An 18,623-nucleotide genomic window follows, 5' to 3' on the forward strand; every position below is an offset into this window, starting at 1 on the left:
TATCTACTTTCAATGAGTGACTAATGCTTTCTCACTCTTCAAAGTTCTCCATATTCATTTTTTCAACAACTGTTTGAGCTCGTTTTTTTAAATCCAGTAACTCCTTACGTACATTTTCAATCTTATCAATCTTTTTTTCAATGAGTATAAGCTTTTGATCTATATTATTTATAATCTCAATCAATTTTTCTTTTTGCTTAGCTGGTTCAAATGATTGTTTGTAATCTATTTTATTGGCTTCTATTGCACTGCCAAGTGATATGAAATATTGCAGCTCTTGAAGAGAAAATCCCAAAGCCTCTTTAGCATTTCTAATCTTTATCAATAAATCAATATGTTCCTGAGTGTAGCATCTAATCCCTCCTTCACTACGCATAGGTGGTGGTAAAATACCAATTTGCTCATAATACCTAATCGTCCGCTTAGTCAAACCACTTTCTTTTGAAACCTGATCTATTTTTAACCAATCCATAAAAGCCCTCCAAAGTCATTAATTCTATAATAGAATAACATTCCATTTACATTGACGTCAACGTTAATTGCTGGCAAGAATAAAATTGTGTACATATACCTATAAGGTATTAAGTAAACTAAGGAAACAAAAAACTTTAATGCAGCTGGAAATATTGAAAATATTCTTAGCTCACGTATACATACTGTCTGAGCTTGCTATTTATTTAGGAAATCTAAAATGACCTGTTATTTTTGGCATCCAATACATAATCTCATCACCTTCTCTAGCATAAGGTGGTGAATTATGTATTATATATGGAATACCATCTGATCTTCTTTTATCAGAGACTATAGCTATGTGTTCACTGTGATCAAAAGTTATGATATCACCTGGCTGCCATTCCTTTAAATTCTCTATATCGTTAGGTTTCAACTCAGTAGTAATACTAGCTGCATATTTTTTAAAATAAACATAAAGATTAGGTACCCTCCTAAAATCTATATTGGGATCTGGTTTACCCTCAATTTTGTTATAATCACCAGGATGATTTCTTATATCCTCATCTACCATATCTTTTATATTATATCCTGCATCTTTAAAAGCTCTCCATACCAAGTCAGTACATACTCCTTCGTTCTCTGGAGGATATCCTCCTACATAGTATCCCCCTTTATACTTAACCTTTTTATCTGCTTCTTTTCTTGCTCCAAGAAGTATATCTTCCTGATCTTTTATACCATCTTTATCTTTGTCTGAATTTACTAATACTATTATTTTCTTTAACTTCTCGTCAATTGTTTCATTCTTTTCTTTACTGGATGTACTTTTAGTTTGCACCTTTGCTGTATTTTTACTGTAAAGTACATTTTTTTGTATAAAAAGTTTAAAACCTATAATAATTAAACAAATTAAAACTAAAAGCATCATAAAAAACCTTTTTTTCATTTCTTACCTCCTTGTCCCTTTTATTATAAAAACATATTTAAAAGATAATTACAATGTCAGTAAATATTATATTTAGGATGACAATCACCTTAGCTAAAATGGAAAAAGGAAAGCTATACTTCCGTTTTATTTTATTTTTTATTCACTTTACATAACAATTTAGACTCAAATTTATCAGATATTATTTATGTGCTTAAGAACATAAAAGAAAGCTGCAGTTAAAATTATTTGTTGCCACCCGCAAAAGTGAAGAAATGCTTGAGCCATGTGAGAGGGAAACTCTCACATACGATTCTTAAACGAGGGAGTAATCCCTTTTCTTTAGTCGTTCATGCTAGTAACCACTACCAAAAACTACTTAAGAAGTATGGGCTTGTATGCAGCATGAATAGAAAAGATAATTGCTATGATAACACTCCGATGAGATCCCTATCTATCTACGAAAAACGATTTAATTACAGCAAAATATTCCCTAATACAAGAATTGGGTAATATCCCCCACCACGTTCTTGAAGGCAAACCATACGTAATAAATCTATTACGTCTTCCTATCATCTTAGCCCTAAACATATGAAAATCACTAGTAACAATCATTATTTCATTTTTCTCGTTCTCTCCCTGTTGTTGTATCAATTCTCTTGAAAACTTAAAATTCTCCATAGTACTTGTAGATTTTTCTTCTTTGATTATTCTACTTGCATCAATACCGTTTTTAATAAGATATTTGCTCATCGCTTCTGCTTCAGGTATAGTTTCACCAAGCCCCTTACCACCTGAAACGATAACTCTTACTTCTGGATTTTCCCGCAGAAATTCAATACCCTTATCCATGCGATTTCTAAATGTTAACGTCATTTGGTCACCTTTCAAGCCAGCACCAAGTATAATAACATAGTCTACCCGCACATTAGAATCTGTTCTAATTGCGGACAGTATCAATATTTCAACTAATATAAATGATGCTAGAACCAGAATAAATATTATTACAATTATTCTCTTATAGGCAGTATTTCGTATTCGAAAAAAAGTGAATTTATCTTTTCGGAGCTGGATACCCACAATAAGTAACGGAATTGCCACAATACATGGAAATATTATTCCAAAATTCATTGCCGCCCTTAAAAACATTAAAAATAAGAAATCTAAAACACCCAAAGCCCCTAATATAATAAATACATAACTGACGGCTTTCTTGGATAAATGAATCATATACCTCTCCTCCTCAGATAAAGCTTTTAAAGTAGTATTATTTGATAATGCCTTTAGGAATATTATCATCAAAAATGCCTAATTTCTCTAGACCGTTACTGCAAAAAAATTGCCTAAAGCTGCAAAGCAAATATAGATATTAGCATTAGTTTTACCATTATCAATAATATTACAGCAATGTAGGCAACTTAAATTTAACCATTTCAATACAATTAGCATTACTTTCTAATGTTTGTGTAGTAATTTTAATAGGCTTAGCAAATATAGTTGGATAATCAACTTCATCATATTTTGCACGAATTGGAAACGCCAGTTGTTCTCTGTCTATTAAGAATTGAGCATTCTTACCATAATAAAACATATAAGAAAATTGTTTACGATTATCGAACTTGATTATAGCATCATAATTTTGATGACAACGCCAAAAATAAATATACTTAATAAAATCAAGAGGATGCCATCTGCTTTTTTACCTTCCTTGTAAAAGTGTAACCCATTGAAAACTTGAAAAATACCCAGACAAGTAAGCATATAAGGCATTATAACTTTACTATTAACATTACCAATTAATATACTTATGGTTAATATGATTGTTACTATTGCAAGTATAAATCTAATTATTGTATATTTGCTTTTCAACGTTATTCCCCTTTATATTTCAAAATTAGTTCACTATATTTAAGAATATTACTCATTAGATTTAATATCTATATTTAGATACTTTAATAAATTTCGTAGAATATCCTGAGTTTGCAAAAATATTTTCTGCTTCACCTAAAGTGTTTCACTAATATCAATACCCGTATATGTACTTCCCCTAGGCAATATAGGCAATAATAGTAGTCCGAAATAAAAATAATTACATACTTAAATTAGTAGTATCAATTATCTTCTTTATTTTCTAATTTGTCTAAAATAACATCTATCTTTTTATTCATCTCTTTATTTCTATTAATGAAATTTTTAAATCCTCGTATTGATTTATATACGACTATTATAATTGAAAATAATACAATAAAATTAAGGACTGTAATAATAATAGTTACATAATCAATCTCCACATAACTCCCTCTTTCCTAATATTAAATATTTCTAAAATTCATTCATAACTGATTCTAGTATATCATGAAATTTGAGGGAATTTAAATTAATTTAAAACTTTTTAACCAATTCGTTTTATTATGAAAACTATAATTCCACTACCTACAATCTAAAGGCTCACTACTTACTGCATTAACATAGTTAAGGCAGCACTGGGGCTGCCTTTTAGCATTACAAATTAATGTCCTTTATGTTTTTCTTTCTTTTTACGTTGATGTAATTGAAACTTAAACTCTTTTTCTTTATCATTTTTCTGTTTAAAATTTTTTCTTCTTTCTGCTTTGTTTTCTTCATATTGCAATTTCATGGCAAGTTGTGCTTTCGTTCCTATGCCATTAGTTTGTGTTTGTTTTTTGATTTCTCTTTGAAGTCTTTTAGGATTTATTTTTTTGTCTCTAGACTCATCATTTAATAAAGAATTACCAAATTTTAAATCACAAAAGTGCTTTAATATAAAATCATATACTTCATAATCTTTTGGTTCAGAACCAAATACAACTTTTGAAACTTCATATTTATTGAAGGATACTTTTTCAAAAACACCTACCCAAAATATATCTTCAAAAAATACAGTGAACTTAATACTTACTTCCATTTGAAATTTCCTCCTGTAAAATAAAATTTAACATAGAGAATGGACGACCCCAGGAGGGAAGGTTACTTCTATCTATAACAATATAGACAGGTTTGGACTACCAACCAAAACTGTGTTTTTATCTCTAATCTAGTAAAGATATGCATTGAATTACAAACCCGTAATAACACTTGTAAATATTATACCATAAATTATTACTCACTTTTCTTTTTTACCATTTCGTATTTTTGATAAAGAATATCTTTCAAAACTAAAACAGTATCCATATCATTAAAGTTAAACTCATTTTTACACTCGTCATATAACTTGGATATTTTATCACAATAAGTATTTATTCCTTGTATATCTTGATAAGATGCTAAAATTGGATATTTTTTGCTCCACGCACCGGTCCAGTCAATTTCATCAACTATCATTTCAATGCTTGTAACATCTCCACCAAAATGACTTCCACTGATAAGATAATCATAACTTATATTGTACAATTGACTTAGTAATTTTACTTTAGCTAACTCTGGAACTGTTTGACCAGTTTCCCATTTGCTTACTGTTTGCCTGGATACACCTAATTTATCAGCAACATCTTCCTGAGATAAACCTTCCTTTTTACGCAAATCTAATAATTTTTCACCTAACAACATAATAATTACCCGCCTCTCTTTTATCCGATCGCTACCATTGCTAACATACCCATCGCACTCTGTGAAAGCGATTCACACAAAATTTAAAATTTGGGTTCTCTGCTTTTCTGTCAAAGTGGGGAATAAGAGGTGCTACGCGCCTGGATAAGTTCTTCTCCTAAAGGATAACGTATTCTAAGTGCTAAAGACACTAAGAATACTGTTAATAAGGTTCAGCTTGAGAGAGTCATCCTTATAAGTAAACTCCATCTGAACCCAAAAATCACTTGATTTCAAGTGAACTTGTAGATACAGTATACTTGAAATAAAAATTGTTTTCTACCAAATGAGGATGGAAATTTGTCAACTAAACTTAACATTTCTTCTCTTTAAAAACTTTTCTATTCCCACTCTTACTTCTTCATCCATATCAATATTTGGAACTTCAACATTCTCTTCAAATCCATCCATTTCTACACCATCAAAACAATATAGTTTGGTTAATAATTTCCATAGGGTTTCTACTTCTTCTTCGGTAAAATCTTTGAAAATCTTCTCCATAAAATTATATAATCTATAGACCCTACATTTAGTCAATGCATTGTCTATTTCTTATATTATAAAATTTCTACAATGTTAAAGTATTAAATATGAACTTTTCTTTGAGATTGTACTTTATAATATTTAAAAACCCACCCACACTCTAAAGCATAAATGAGTTTTTAATCTCTATTATTTATTACCAAGATCTATTCTAAACTTCAAGTCATTTCTTATTTCACAATCACCTAAATCAGTAGTTACTATTTTATATTTTGTATTCTTATCTAAAGGTTCAAATTCCATAATATCTAAGTCTTATTTGCACAAAACTTGGGTAAATAAATATAAATGCATGGGATCTGTTTGTTTAGAATTGTTTTTATAAATATTTATCTATAATAATCTTTGATTTGAAATATACAAAATGATATATTATAAATGAGAATCCAAGTAAAGGAAGTCATTAATAGTGAATATAGGATATATTAGAGTTAGTATTGTTGAACAGAATGAATCAAAGCAGGTTGAAGTATTAAAAAAATATAATATGGATAAAGTGTTTACCGAAAAGATTAGTGCTAAAAATGCAGATAGACCAGAATTAAAAGCAATGATAAAGTTTGCCAGGGAAGGAGATACAATATATGTTTATAGTTTAGATAGGCTAGCAAAGTCAACAAAAGACTTATTAAACATAGTAAAAGAACTACAATTAAAAGGAATACATTTAGTAAGTTATAAAGAGAATATGGACACATCAACTGATATTGGAAAGTTAATGATTACAATGATAGATGCTATTGCAGAATTTGAACGTATTAATTTACTTGAAAGACAAAAAGAAGGTATGGCAAAATAGAAAAAGGCTGTGAAAATAATTATGTGTATTTTCTTTCTTTAAATAAATAATTTTAATATGTGATAAACCTCAGGGGTCCCGGGGACAGAGTCCCCGGGATATATTGCTCAACAGAACCCAGCTCAGATTTTATAGTTTTTTTAGAGTAACCATTCCTAATGTTAGGTGTCTGTTTTTCAGTTACATTGCATTTATCATATCCAAGTTGAGCATCCATTTCTGCTTCTTAAAACCTTTATTTAATCTTAAATGTATCTAAGGAGATTTGTAGTGAAGCAATTATTTCTTTCAGTATACTAGCCTGAACCGCAATTTTTTCCGCTGCCATAGTTTGTTCTTCTATATTTACTATCGTATTTTGAATACCTGCGGCTGTCTGCTCAGAGATTGCAGACAAATTTTCAGTCATTGCAACAATTTCATTCTTTTTTAAATCCATTTCCATACTACTACTTGTTGTATTGGAAATCCTGTCATATAATTTATTTATTAATTCAGATATATTTGTAAATAAGCTGTTTGTGTCATCAACTGCTTGTTTCTGTTCTATCGAAATTTTTTCTGCTTCCTGCATCAAGATTGAAGTTCTGTCTGAATTATCCTGGATTTCCTTTATAAGTTCATTGATGGTATTGGACAGATCCTTTGTCATATTTGCAAGCTTCGATATTTCTTCAGCAACAACTGCAAATCCCCGGCCTGCTTCTCCAGCTCTTGCACTTTCAATCATTGCATTCAATGAAAGCAGATTAGTCTTTTGTGTTATATCCATGATTGATTGAGTTATATTCGTAATAGCTTTACTTGTCTTTCCAACTTCATCCATACTAAGGGATACATTACTATCTTTTTCCGCCCTTTCTCTTGATTTTCTTATCAGTTCTTCTACAATTATTCTTCCCTTCTCGCTGAGCGCTTCTGTTTCATGAGCAATTTCATTCATTGCAGCTATGTCTGAAGTAACTTCGTGAATTTTTTGCCCTAAAATCTGCATTTGAACCACTCCATTCTCAACTTCAGAGGAATTTTCCTCAGATGCCCTTGAAATCTGCTGTACTGCATCCAAGATTTCCTTGGAATTAGTTTTTGATGCTTCTGTTGCAAAGGATAGTGTAGCAGCACTCTCAGAAACCGTATTTACGGCCTTTACGACTTTATAAATCAATCCTCTTGTATTTGAAATCATTTGATTAAAGCTTTTCGTAACTTTAGCAATTTCATCCTTCGTCAAAAACTTACCTTCAACCGTTAAATCACCCTGTGAAGCACAATTAAAGTCATCAATCATACTTTCTAAAGGTGCGGATATGTTTTTGGAAATAATTCTACTTATAAACAAGACAAGCACTAACGACATAAGTATTACAATTATGATGAAAAAAGTCATTTTGTCCATTTCTTTGAAAATCTCATTCTTGGGTACAGCAATGCATAGAATTTGGCCGTTTTCCAGATGCGAATAGGCCAGCAAATAGTTTATCCCTAATTTTGTAAATTCTGCAACCCCAGAAGTGTTTTTATCCATATCCTTAATAACATCCTTATACACACCATTGTCCATTGAAGCAAGATTAGTAATTGATTCACTTCCTTCTGACTGCTTACCTTCTCCTGTTTTCATAAACTCTGGAAAGGCGATAAGATTATACTGCTGGCTTAATAAAAAGCTATAGCCTGAATTAAAAACTTTTAATTTTTTCACAAGGTCCTCTGTATCCTCAAAGGTCATATCAATACCTACCATTCCTATCGTTTTTTCCTCATTTTTGATAGGTATTGCATAAGATATCATATTCATATTTAAATCCGAATCCAAATATGGATCCTGCCATAAATCTTTTCCATCAAGAATTGGGGTAAAATAATATTCATATTCATCATTTCTGTTCTCCGTCAAATAGATACTCCTATCCTCTTTTGTCATGTCATACTTTTCAAGAGTACCGTCTCTATTGTCATCATAAAACCATGCCGCATAGATACCGTCAAACATTTCTACGTTTAAATAAGTATACACACCAAGTGTTCCTTTGGTCTCCATGGAGAACTTCTTGGTTATCGGTTCAATTATATTCTTTGTATATTCCTCAAGGTACTCTTTGTCTTTCGATCTATTTATATCAAATGTTGACAAAATAACATTTGATACAGCTTTCACACTGGTTTCAATTCTCTGATTGTTCTCATTCATTCTGCTTGTATAATATTCTGCTGTATTTAATATATTGCTTTTTGCATATTTTTCAATAATTGCCCTGCTCCCGATAATACTGAAAGCGCCAATAACAACTGCTACAAATAGTACACATATTAATATACCCACCAGTATTTTGTATCTTATCTTTTTCATTTTTGTATACATTCCTTTCTCTTTGCTCAATAGCACAAAACTTAATTAACCATTGAGCCTTGGCATTATATCTTTTTTAAAACTACTTGCATATCCGACAGCCTTTCTATAAAATTAGAATATAATGATAAATAGCAAAAAAATTTTCATATATTTTTCATATTACTACAAATTTTTTAAGCTTATATTATACTCATATTAAAATATCAAATAGCTAGTATAATCAATCGTAAATAAAAGTAAAATATTTCATTATAAATCAGCTTCACACAAAAATATTTCAAAAAACAAGAAAATGTACTTTTATAGGTCTGTTAGATCTTTCAAAGTACATCTTCAAATAATATTTTTACAACATGAATAATTTCTATCTTAAACCTAATTAATCATTTAGTTATAAAATCTTTAATCAATTGGGCAACATATTTCTCTTTAACTACCGGGAGCATGTGTCTAACACCTGGAACAGTTACCAGATTAGAGTTTTTTATTGCTGCATGGATCTTGTCTGAATACTCCGGCAGGGCCAGTATATCATCTGCTCCTGCTATAATCAAAGTGGAAATATCAATATTACCCATTACACTTTCCAAATCAAGCTTTATATCTATATTAAAATCCCTAATCAATACCTCTTCAGGTTCAAAAGTTTTAAGAATCTGTGAAACATCGGCATTGTCCAAAGAAGAAAGACATTCTAGAAGATAGGACCAATCTAGTTTTCTATTTTCAACCATACTGTAGATTCCCTGGTCAAATTTATAGTATTTTGCACTGGAGCTTATAATTACACTTCTTTTTACTGAAAGAATACGCCTAGCTGCAACCGACCAAAATATAATATAATCTCCAATGTTTAGTTTATTTTCTGCAATTGCCCTTTCATATACGAGGAAAGGGCTGGAAACACCCGTATATCCATATTCGTCGCCAATAAATATAAATTTATCCATGCTCTCGTCTAGATCTTCACAAATTTGTTCAATACTTTGTTTCGCAAATTGAAAAACAAAATAGAATTTAATATCTTTTTTTTCAAGAGAATTTCTCCATAACAACTGTTCTATTGAAATTTTAGCACTATGAAACGCACCATCAAACTTAAATGGCTCCCATTGCAATAACTTATCCTTTATATGTAAAGAGTTATCGTGAATAGTGGCTGATTCACCCTTAAATGGAAACGGAACCCTATTATGATTGCTTGAATTCGTATAAAAATCAGAATCTATAAAACCTCTATCAGTATTGTACATATTCTCCAATATTACTGCACTAGCTGCATCTGCAAAATTGGAATATGTAAATGAATCATCATAATCAACATATTTACTTAACTGATCAGAACCTATAACCAATGCGTATTTAATGTAACTATTACTTCTCATCACTCTGGAAACTTCTTCTAAAGCTACTATCATACCTATACAGTTGGCATTCACATCATATACGGAAGTAGAACTACTTATACCCAATGCAGCGTGTACTTTCAATGCGTTTGTAGGTGATATATACTCAGGAGTACCGGAAGCCACTACTACACAATTAATCTGTGAAACTTTAACCATAGTTTTGGCTAATACACTTTTAGCTGCTTCAATACCCATAGTCAATGTTGTTTCATTTTCATCCATTGAAATATACCTCTTATTACGTCCTGTTACTCTTAATAATCCACGTATATCAATATTTTTCTCATCAAAATGATCTATATAAAAATTATTGTCAACTACATTATCAGGATGGTAACTAGATATACCTTTAATTACTGCATTATTTATCATATTAACATCTCTCCTTAGTTAAATAAAATTTATACTTGTATCTCATGATAAAATTTACTAATTTCAAATTGCCACAAATAAGACTATTGTTGTGTTTAACTGCTTTAGAACTTCCTATTGCTGTATTTAAATTTTATGAATTTCTACTTAAAATTTCAGAAAGTTTATCACTGGTAAGCTTGACTTCATCCATGGCTTTAACAAACTTATCCACTGAAGCTGCTTGTTCTTCCATGGATGCACCAGTTTCCTCCGTGTATGCCGCCGAAGCCTCAGAAATTGATGACAATCTCTTCATTGATTCCAACAAAGTATTTTTCAAGTCCTTTATTTTATTTAATTCATCACTTAGAAAATTTATCATACCAATTACATTATCCGACGATAAAATGATATTATCAAAAGATTTTACTGTAGCACCCAATCTTTCATGGGACTCATCTACAACAATTTTGTTATTTTCCATGGTACCCTGGGTTTTGTCTATTACATCCATTATTTCTACCAGAATGGAATCCACCCCATGGGTTGATTCTGCAGACTGTTCCGCAAGTTTTCTGACTTCTTCTGCTACAACTGCAAAACCGCGCCCTGCATCTCCCGTCCTGGCAGCTTCTATGGCAGCATTTAACGCAAGCAGGTTGGTCTGCTCTGCAATACTATTAATTGATTCCATTATTTCTCTTATAGAATTGGATTTTTCAGACAGTTTATCTATCTGCAGTGCCACATCCTCCGTGGCTTTTTTACTTTCCTTAAATTTATCCGAAAGTTTATCAATCAATTGACTGCAAATTTTAAAATTATTATCAACTTATTTTGCCTATTCTCCTGAATTAACTGCAATTTCTTGAGATGCCTCTGCAGCCTGGTGGGAGGTTTCATTACTATATTTTTCATATTTTACTATAATCTTTTTAAGTCTATATTATTTTTAGGTTAAAATATTCACCCTTATCCAGTGATTCTTACGTTCAGGTGAAGTTGTGAAGTTTGCCTATCAGACTAAATCATTTGAAGACTTTCTAACTTACCAACAACTTATCCACAGTTTATTCACATTATCCACAATATTCCATTAACCAAGTTTTTCTAAAAAAAATAAGCACCCTAAACAACAGGTACTTAACTTTCTTAAAGAAGATTAATTTAATATACGAACTTCTGGCAGTTGCATTTAAGTTTAAAGTGCCCTGCAACCACAGACACTATTTTAAATTTACACTTGGGGTATTAATTACAAACTATTTATTTAATACTAAGGTTTTATTACTAAAGACATTTATAATTATAAGTAGTATTTGTTACAACTTAATGGCATAATAATTAACTATTTGTAAACAAAATAGAAATAAATACTGATTTAATAGTATCTACCTTATGACATATATACACATTATAGTATTAATTTTATTTTTTATTGTCTATGCAAGGGAAACAATGCAGCAGCTTCTTTTCTATTTAACTTAACATTTATTATTCAAGTTTATTATTTTATAATAAATAAATTTTTATAAAAATATTGATTCTACGACAATTGTCGTATATACTTTAACTAAGATAAAAAGTGAATGAAAGGTTGGTTATAAAATGAAAAAACTTCCTAAAACAGAACTTGAAATAATGAAATTTATTTGGAGCAGAAAGGATACAGTATCTACGAAGGAGGTAGCCAAACATATGGAAGATGTTCTAAGTTGGAAACTCAGTACTACATCTAAAACTTTATCAAGGCTTGTAAAAAAAGAATTTCTTGCTGCAGAACGAATAGGTAAACAATGTTATTATACATCAATAGTAGAGGAAAATGATTACTTAAAATTTGAGACTAAAGATTTCTTTAATTATCTTCATGGAAAGTCCTTAAAAAGTATAATATCTACCCTTGAGGAAAGTGATGAAATTACTAATGAAGACTTAGATGAGCTTGAAAACTGGATAAAGAATAGGTAATTGTTATGAAAGATATTTTTTTAGAAGTTTTAAGAACAAGTTTGTTAGTAGGAATATTAATATTTGGAATAATTATTGCAAAAGATAAGTTTTTAACTAAGTATAGTCATAAATTCAACTACTTTTTAGCTATTATAATAATTATAAGAATGCTTTTAGTAGTCAGCATTAAACTTAATATAAGTGATTTTATAAACAAGAATTACACTGCTTATCATAGAATTATATATAATTTAGCCCAATACCATCTAAACAGTATAAATGTAATTGACTATACTTATATTGCAATGTTGATCTGGCTTATGGGATTAATAGTAACCTTACTATATTATGCTTATTTCCAAGGAAAATTTTATTTTAAAATCAGAAATAATATGACTTTTATAAAGGATAGAAGAATAGTAGAAATTTTGAATAATGAAAAAATAAATTTCAATATAACTAATAATATAAAAGTAGAAATAGTAAAAGGAATTTCTTCACCGGCCATAATAGGGATACTAAGTTCTACAATAATTGTACCGGATCAAGAATTTTCAAACAATGAATTAAAATGGATATTCAGACATGAACTAGTTCATTTTAAAAGAAAAGATAATATTATAAAGCTTCTTATGATATTATCCTCATCATTACATTGGTTCAACCCATTAATATATATATTTAGAGAATTTTTTAGCGAACAATGTGAGTTATCCTGTGATGAAGCAGTTATTAGTGGATCTAAGACGGAGGATATTAAAGAATACGCATTGCTTTTAGTAAAATGCGCCAGGTATAGAAATACACTTAAACTTTCTATGATGTCATCACAGTTAACTAATAAAAAAGTAAATATAACGAAAAGGAGGATAGAAAATATGTTAAATTTGAAATCAAGAAAAAAGGGAATGGCTGCTGCTGCTATATCATTGGCTGTTATAGGTGGATCTCTATTTGCATTAAATATCAATAAAGCATCAGCAATAGTTGAGGAAAATACCACTAATACTGTAGCTGAAAAAAAATTGAATCAAAACAATAGTGATTATACAGACAGAAGCATAGTAGTAAAGAGAAGCTCAATAGTAACTTTGGAAACATATACCTATAAAGATGCTCCAGAAGAACTAAGAAAAGAACATGAGGAAAACTGCAAAGCAATTAATATAGAAGTGAAGGATTCAGATGTAATTGGGAAATTTGTTTCAGTAATTTGGGATAAATAATATTAAAAAAGCTCTATGCTAATTTTTAGTCATAAAGCTAATATAAATAAGTTTTATTTTACATCTACCATAACTAATTATTGATTAATTGTATTATAAATACAATTCAGTACAGTTAAGCGGGCTACTGGTATCACTCATCCCTCTTTAAAGGAAGGTGTGATACTTATGAGTAACGAATTATTAACATTATTATTTCAAGCAGGCTTATTTTTAATGGCACTGTTAACATTTATAGTGTTACTTATAGAAAAAATAAAAAAATAGTAGCCCCTACCGCAATTGGATGCTACTATTTTTTACTTACAAAAATTTAGTGATGCCAGTTGCCTAAGCAACTAGAATTGTATACTACAGTGTGTTACTACACCCTGTTTTTATTATGCTCACTTATTAATTTTATTATACCATACATCCACGTGGATGTATATTAAATGATATATTTTTATATTATTTAATATTAAATAAGTTAAGCGCTTTTTATGATATTCATAAACTCTAGTAATTTTTTCACAAAGTTTTAAATATTCTTGGACAGTCATAAAGTTATAAGATTCTGGAACACCTACTCAAATAATTTTTCTTTCAATTTTTTAATAATCATATTGTACTGTTCATCTTCTTTTAACGGTGTAAATGCAGGATTTTCAGTAATAGCCTCAATGAAATTTTTCTTAATTGTTATCTCATCTAATGGTGTGTTTGTTCCAATACAAATATTATCCTCAAGCCATTTATTTACCTTGGTAAAATATCCATTTCCTTTTAATCTCAATGGATATTGATATCCACAAACAATGCTCACATATTCTTCTAATGCATTTACTGCCTTTTCTTTCTTCTGCTGAATCAAATATCCTTGTGCAGCAACAATATGAATTCCAAAGACCGCATTTGTCAAAATCTCTTTCATCTGAAAAGAGTTGATAATCTGAATCCCCTGAGAATATATTTGCTCAAATAAAGCTGGTTCCGTCATGTGCATGGAAAGATAATTGGTTAAGAGCGTTAATGTATTTATTATATTTTGATATAGTAATATTTGATTCACCTCATTCGCTTGAGCATTTTCTCCCAGCATTTGATATGCATTAATCAGCATAACATCATCTCCGCTATAAGGAGTTAATTTGTCATCTAATAATTGAATAACTTCTTTGCTATTTCCCTGCATCATTTCTGCCAATGCTTCCATAGTATTTGCACTTTTTATGTCAGAAATGTTCTCTGATTCCTCTTTTACTCTCTGACTCAGAAGTATACATTGGTGAATAATTTCTTTTTTTATTTCCTCAGTCTTTGCTAAAGGCAAATAGTTTAATAATAATTGAATCATAGACAATAAAAATGGAAAACAAGAATAGTATTTCTTTATCATTTTGTTACACTGCTCCATTACTTCCTCAAACTGTTTTGTAGCAAATTCATGTGAAAGTTTATTATAAATTTTTTTAATATCTTCCTTTGTAAGTTGTGGAGAATATCCCAGTAATTCATCTACTGAAACATTAAAATAAGTTGCAAGTTCAGGAAGAAGTAAAATATCAGGATAACTCAATCCTGATTCCCATTTGGAAACAGATGCTTTAGAAACTCCAATATAATCTGCTAACTGTTCTTGCGTTATTCCTTTCTCTTTTCTTTTTTGAATAATACATCTACTTATATTTAGCTCTCTCATATCCATCACCTCTAATGATATTTTATGTGTTGAGCCATTCCCTGTCGATGGATTTATAGTTGATTTTAGTGAAATAAGTTAACCTACAGGAAACTTCCTTAAATAATTAAAGCCCTGCTTCTCGAAAATATAAAATTTACATTCACTATACATGTTATGGATACATAAAAAATGGCCAAGTTATAGAACTTGACATTATAGATGTGAAACATTCAATTTGTTTAAGAATTAAATGTCATAGGAGTAATAGATTAGATTTCATTGTTAAAAATCATAACTTATTAGAATTTATTTACAACAATCCAATCAAAAGGCCAAAGGACCTATTAGTTAATACAAGACTTAACACAAATTTCTTGAAACTGACAAAATAAAATCATCTATCATCAGTTGAAAACTGTCTTCTGAACTTACTGGATTTTGGAAATACCCGAGGAAATTTAAAGAAATAAAGCCATGTAACAAACTCCTTAATGCCCGGCTTTTATGAACCAAATGTGTTTCATCCTCAATATAAAAATGTAAAATTTGACGAATAATACTGGTAGTTTCTTTCGCTAAACGATGTACTTCCTTATCTTCTGTACTTGGAATATTCATAATAAGCCCATAAGCAGACTTGTTTTCAAAAGCAAAGTCTCTATAAGCGTTGGCATACTCTCTAATAGCATCTCCACCACTTTTGCCAATTAATCTTTGCATTAATTTCAAATTCAATTTATTTAAAAGGTATATTGTCATTTCTATTTTAAGGTTATCCATATTAGTAAAATGATTATATAAAGATGGGTATTTTATGTCCAGCTTTTCTGCAATTTTTGGGAAAGTAATTTGATTAAGTCCAATTTCATCAGCCAATGAAAAAGCAACTTGAATAATTTTCTCTTTGGTTAAATTTCGCTTTCGCATTATTCTATAACTCCTTCGTATAATTTCACTTTATGAAAATAGTTTATCATAAAAAAATATATTTATCAAACTATAAAATATAGTTTACATGTTATATCTTATAATTTATAATAATATTAAGAAGTAATACATAGTGCAGTATACATTTTATTGCCCTTTAGTTATTTGTTAATTGTTATTTTCGTTATGTATTGTAGATAGCAGCATTATTTATGTTGAGTTATAGCAAAGAGAAGAGGTATATTATGAAAATGTGGAGAAGAAATTTAATGGTTTGTTGGTTTGGAATGTTTGTAACCAGTGTAGGAATGAGTCAAATTGCCCCGGTATTACCCCTCTATATAAAACATCTTGGCATTTCTAATACAGCTTTAATTGAACAATTTTCAGGAATTGCTTTTGGTATTACCTTTATAATTTCAGCTGTTTTTTCACCAATCTGGGGACACGCTGCTGATAAATTTGGACGAAAGCCAATGCTTTTACGAGCAAGCCTTGGTATGGCGATAGTTATATTCAGCATGGGTTTCGCACAAAATGTATATGAACTAATAATATTAAGAGTATTACAAGGTATTATCACAGGCTACAGTACAGCTTGTATTACACTGATTGCAACTCAGACAGATAAGGAACATGCAGGATGGGCTTTAGGTACGCTCTCAACATCAAGTATCGCAGGATCACTACTTGGACCAATGATTGGCGGATATATTGGAGAAAACTTTGGTTTACAAAATGTATTTTTTATAACAGGTATACTTATGATGATTACATTCATTACAACTGCTTTATTTGTAAGGGAATCCTTTACTCGTGAGAATAAAAAAGTGAGCAGTATTAAGGAAATATGGAGTATTATTCCAAACAAAAGTTTAACTATTATAATGTTCGTAACCTCTTTTATATTAACTCTAGCGTTATATTCTATAGAACCAATCATAACAGTATATATTGCTCAATTATCTCGTAATAGCAATCACGTTGCTCTGTTAGCTGGAATGGCATTCTCAGTCTCAGGATTAGCAAATATAATTGCAGCTCCAAGACTTGGAAAACTTTCTGATAAAATTGGAGCGCAGAAAGTTATATTAGTTGCACTTGTGGTGGCAGGAATAATTTTTATACCACAGGCCTTTGTAAAAAATCCCTGGCAGCTAATGGGTCTTCGCTTTCTATTAGGACTGGCGATGGGGGGACTTAATCCTTCTGTTAATGTTTTAGTTAAAAGAATTACACCAGATTCTCTTACAGGTAGAGTTTTTGGTTTTAATATATCCGCCCAATATTTAGGCATATTTGGGGGATCAATTTTAGGGGGACAAGTGGCAGCTTATTTAGGTATAAGATATATTTTTTTTATTACAAGTACGTTGCTGCTGCTAAATGCCGTGTGGGTTTATTTTAAAGTATATAAAAAACTCAGCTTAAATTAATAATCATCACAATATAAAATGAAATTATAAACTATATTATATTTATAGTCTATGTATAATAGCCATGACAAGGGGCTTACAGTACCTTGTACACAAGATAAAAAAGGAGATAAAGAAATGGAAGATTTAAAATCAAGAGAAACTGAATTAATAAAATCAGAAAAAACAGCTCTGGTAATCATAGACTTACAAAATGGAATTGTGAATAGGGAGCTTTCACCTCATACTGGTGTAGAGGTTGTTCAAAATGCAAGCAGATTAATCAATGTATTCACAGAAAAGGGAGCCTTTGTAGTTCTTGTAAGAGTTTCCTCCATAGATGGAAAAGATATGTTAAAGCCAAGTGTAGATTCCAAGATTAATCCAACACAATTCCCAGAAGGATGGGATAGCTATGTACCTGAAATAGCAAATAATAAAAATGCTCATACTATTACCAAAAGACAATGGGGTGCATTCTATGGTACTGATCTTGACTTACAATTAAGACGTCGTGGAATTGATACTATTGTACTATGCGGCATTTCCACCGGAATTGGCGTAGATACCACGGCAAGAGAAGCTTTTCAACATGGTTATAATCAAATCTTTGTGGAAGATGCAATGACAGCGGGATCAAAAGAAGAGCATGACTATGTTTGTAAACACATCTTCCCTAGGATAGGTAAACTTAGAAGAAGTGAAGAAATAGTTTTATCCGAACGCTGCCATTGCTAATACTCCCATCTTCTTCAAAGTGGGAGATAAGCACTGCTACGCGCCTGGATAAGTTCTTCCCCTAAAGGATAACGTATTCTAAGTGCTAAAGACACTAAGAATACTGTTAATAAGGTTCAGATGGAGATAAGTATTTTTCTATAGCAAACTCCGCCTGAACCTAAGAATCACTTGATCATAATGTCCATTTCCAAGGGTTCAGTCCAAATAATATAGATGTGAAAATAACACTATCTATTATCTCCTGCCCAATACTCCT

At 30.4% G+C, this 18,623-nt stretch carries 20 protein-coding genes and 1 pseudogene; 6 read left to right on the forward strand and 15 right to left on the reverse strand.

Annotated elements, in window-relative coordinates:
• Positions 1–31 precede the first annotated feature (31 nt).
• The 9 genes from BS101_RS13925 to BS101_RS13965 all read right to left on the reverse strand — a co-directional run bounded on the left by BS101_RS13925 (position 32) and on the right by BS101_RS13965 (position 5,485).
• On the reverse strand, positions 32–472 hold the full coding sequence (locus tag BS101_RS13925; RefSeq protein WP_073539365.1) for a MerR family transcriptional regulator: 441 nt from the start codon (positions 470–472) through the stop codon (positions 32–34).
• Between the two features lie 201 nt (positions 473–673).
• Entirely contained in the window at positions 674–1,399 is a 726-nt protein-coding gene (locus BS101_RS13930; protein WP_073539366.1) for a DUF1287 domain-containing protein, read from the reverse strand.
• Positions 1,400–1,828: 429 nt separating this feature from the next.
• Positions 1,829–2,608: a YdcF family protein gene (locus tag BS101_RS13935; RefSeq protein WP_073539367.1), complete on the reverse strand. Its 780-nt coding sequence runs from the start codon at positions 2,606–2,608 to the stop codon at positions 1,829–1,831.
• A 169-nt stretch (positions 2,609–2,777) separates the two neighbouring features.
• Positions 2,778–2,969: a hypothetical protein gene (locus BS101_RS23375; protein ID WP_073539368.1), complete on the reverse strand. Its 192-nt coding sequence runs from the start codon at positions 2,967–2,969 to the stop codon at positions 2,778–2,780.
• Positions 2,970–3,001: 32 nt separating this feature from the next.
• Positions 3,002–3,247 carry a hypothetical protein gene (locus BS101_RS13945; RefSeq protein WP_073539369.1) on the reverse strand — a complete coding sequence of 82 codons (246 nt, stop codon included), beginning with the start codon at positions 3,245–3,247 and terminating at the stop codon, positions 3,002–3,004.
• Between the two features lie 242 nt (positions 3,248–3,489).
• A complete protein-coding gene (locus BS101_RS13950) occupies positions 3,490–3,669 on the reverse strand; it encodes a hypothetical protein (protein ID WP_073539370.1) in 180 nt (59 codons plus the stop codon).
• A 218-nt stretch (positions 3,670–3,887) separates the two neighbouring features.
• Positions 3,888–4,304, reverse strand: coding sequence for a YjdF family protein (locus tag BS101_RS13955; RefSeq protein ID WP_073539371.1), 417 nt, complete (start codon positions 4,302–4,304; stop codon positions 3,888–3,890).
• 194 nt (positions 4,305–4,498) lie between these two features.
• Positions 4,499–4,945 carry a helix-turn-helix domain-containing protein gene (locus BS101_RS13960; RefSeq protein WP_073539372.1) on the reverse strand — a complete coding sequence of 149 codons (447 nt, stop codon included), beginning with the start codon at positions 4,943–4,945 and terminating at the stop codon, positions 4,499–4,501.
• Positions 4,946–5,287: 342 nt separating this feature from the next.
• Positions 5,288–5,485: a hypothetical protein gene (locus BS101_RS13965; RefSeq protein ID WP_073539373.1), complete on the reverse strand. Its 198-nt coding sequence runs from the start codon at positions 5,483–5,485 to the stop codon at positions 5,288–5,290.
• A gap of 451 nt (positions 5,486–5,936) precedes the next feature.
• Here BS101_RS13965 and BS101_RS13970 point away from each other — a divergent pair, with 451 nt between their 5' ends.
• On the forward strand, positions 5,937–6,326 hold the full coding sequence (locus tag BS101_RS13970; RefSeq protein ID WP_073539374.1) for a recombinase family protein: 390 nt from the start codon (positions 5,937–5,939) through the stop codon (positions 6,324–6,326).
• Between the two features lie 94 nt (positions 6,327–6,420).
• Here BS101_RS13970 and BS101_RS22830 read toward each other — a convergent pair.
• The 4 genes and pseudogenes from BS101_RS22830 to BS101_RS23890 form a co-directional block, all read right to left on the reverse strand.
• A pseudogene (locus BS101_RS22830) lies at positions 6,421–6,552 on the reverse strand (transposase); the annotation flags it as partial.
• Positions 6,553–6,561: 9 nt separating this feature from the next.
• Positions 6,562–8,676 (reverse strand): methyl-accepting chemotaxis protein, encoded by a 2,115-nt coding sequence (locus BS101_RS13975; protein ID WP_242951273.1) that lies wholly within the window; start codon positions 8,674–8,676, stop codon positions 6,562–6,564.
• Between the two features lie 386 nt (positions 8,677–9,062).
• Entirely contained in the window at positions 9,063–10,460 is a 1,398-nt protein-coding gene (locus BS101_RS13980; RefSeq protein WP_073539375.1) for a 3-oxoacyl-[acyl-carrier-protein] synthase III C-terminal domain-containing protein, read from the reverse strand.
• Positions 10,461–10,593: 133 nt separating this feature from the next.
• Positions 10,594–11,244, reverse strand: a complete 651-nt coding sequence (locus BS101_RS23890) for a methyl-accepting chemotaxis protein (RefSeq protein ID WP_073539376.1) — start codon at positions 11,242–11,244, stop codon at positions 10,594–10,596.
• 806 nt (positions 11,245–12,050) lie between these two features.
• Between BS101_RS23890 and BS101_RS13990 the strand changes: the two genes are divergently transcribed.
• The 3 genes from BS101_RS13990 to BS101_RS14000 all read left to right on the forward strand — a co-directional run bounded on the left by BS101_RS13990 (position 12,051) and on the right by BS101_RS14000 (position 13,888).
• Positions 12,051–12,413: a BlaI/MecI/CopY family transcriptional regulator gene (locus tag BS101_RS13990; protein WP_073539377.1), complete on the forward strand. Its 363-nt coding sequence runs from the start codon at positions 12,051–12,053 to the stop codon at positions 12,411–12,413.
• Positions 12,414–12,418: 5 nt separating this feature from the next.
• Positions 12,419–13,621, forward strand: coding sequence for a M56 family metallopeptidase (locus BS101_RS13995; RefSeq protein ID WP_073539378.1), 1,203 nt, complete (start codon positions 12,419–12,421; stop codon positions 13,619–13,621).
• A 168-nt stretch (positions 13,622–13,789) separates the two neighbouring features.
• Positions 13,790–13,888 carry a putative holin-like toxin gene (locus BS101_RS14000; protein ID WP_083585735.1) on the forward strand — a complete coding sequence of 33 codons (99 nt, stop codon included), beginning with the start codon at positions 13,790–13,792 and terminating at the stop codon, positions 13,886–13,888.
• 298 nt (positions 13,889–14,186) lie between these two features.
• Here the strand turns inward: BS101_RS14000 and BS101_RS14005 are convergent, their stop codons facing one another.
• Entirely contained in the window at positions 14,187–15,302 is a 1,116-nt protein-coding gene (locus BS101_RS14005) for a helix-turn-helix domain-containing protein (protein WP_073539380.1), read from the reverse strand.
• Between the two features lie 342 nt (positions 15,303–15,644).
• Positions 15,645–16,211 carry a TetR/AcrR family transcriptional regulator gene (locus BS101_RS14010; RefSeq protein ID WP_073539381.1) on the reverse strand — a complete coding sequence of 189 codons (567 nt, stop codon included), beginning with the start codon at positions 16,209–16,211 and terminating at the stop codon, positions 15,645–15,647.
• 245 nt (positions 16,212–16,456) lie between these two features.
• Between BS101_RS14010 and BS101_RS14015 the strand changes: the two genes are divergently transcribed.
• Together BS101_RS14015 and BS101_RS14020 are read left to right on the forward strand one after the other, a co-directional pair.
• Positions 16,457–17,647, forward strand: a complete 1,191-nt coding sequence (locus BS101_RS14015) for a multidrug efflux MFS transporter (RefSeq protein WP_073539382.1) — start codon at positions 16,457–16,459, stop codon at positions 17,645–17,647.
• A gap of 117 nt (positions 17,648–17,764) precedes the next feature.
• Positions 17,765–18,364 (forward strand): hydrolase, encoded by a 600-nt coding sequence (locus tag BS101_RS14020; RefSeq protein ID WP_073539383.1) that lies wholly within the window; start codon positions 17,765–17,767, stop codon positions 18,362–18,364.
• Positions 18,365–18,623: the final 259 nt, after the last annotated feature.

Origin of the sequence: Clostridium kluyveri (assembly GCF_001902295.1) — a bacterium.
In the GTDB taxonomy this organism is placed as follows: Bacteria; Bacillota; Clostridia; order Clostridiales; family Clostridiaceae; genus Clostridium_B; species Clostridium_B kluyveri_B.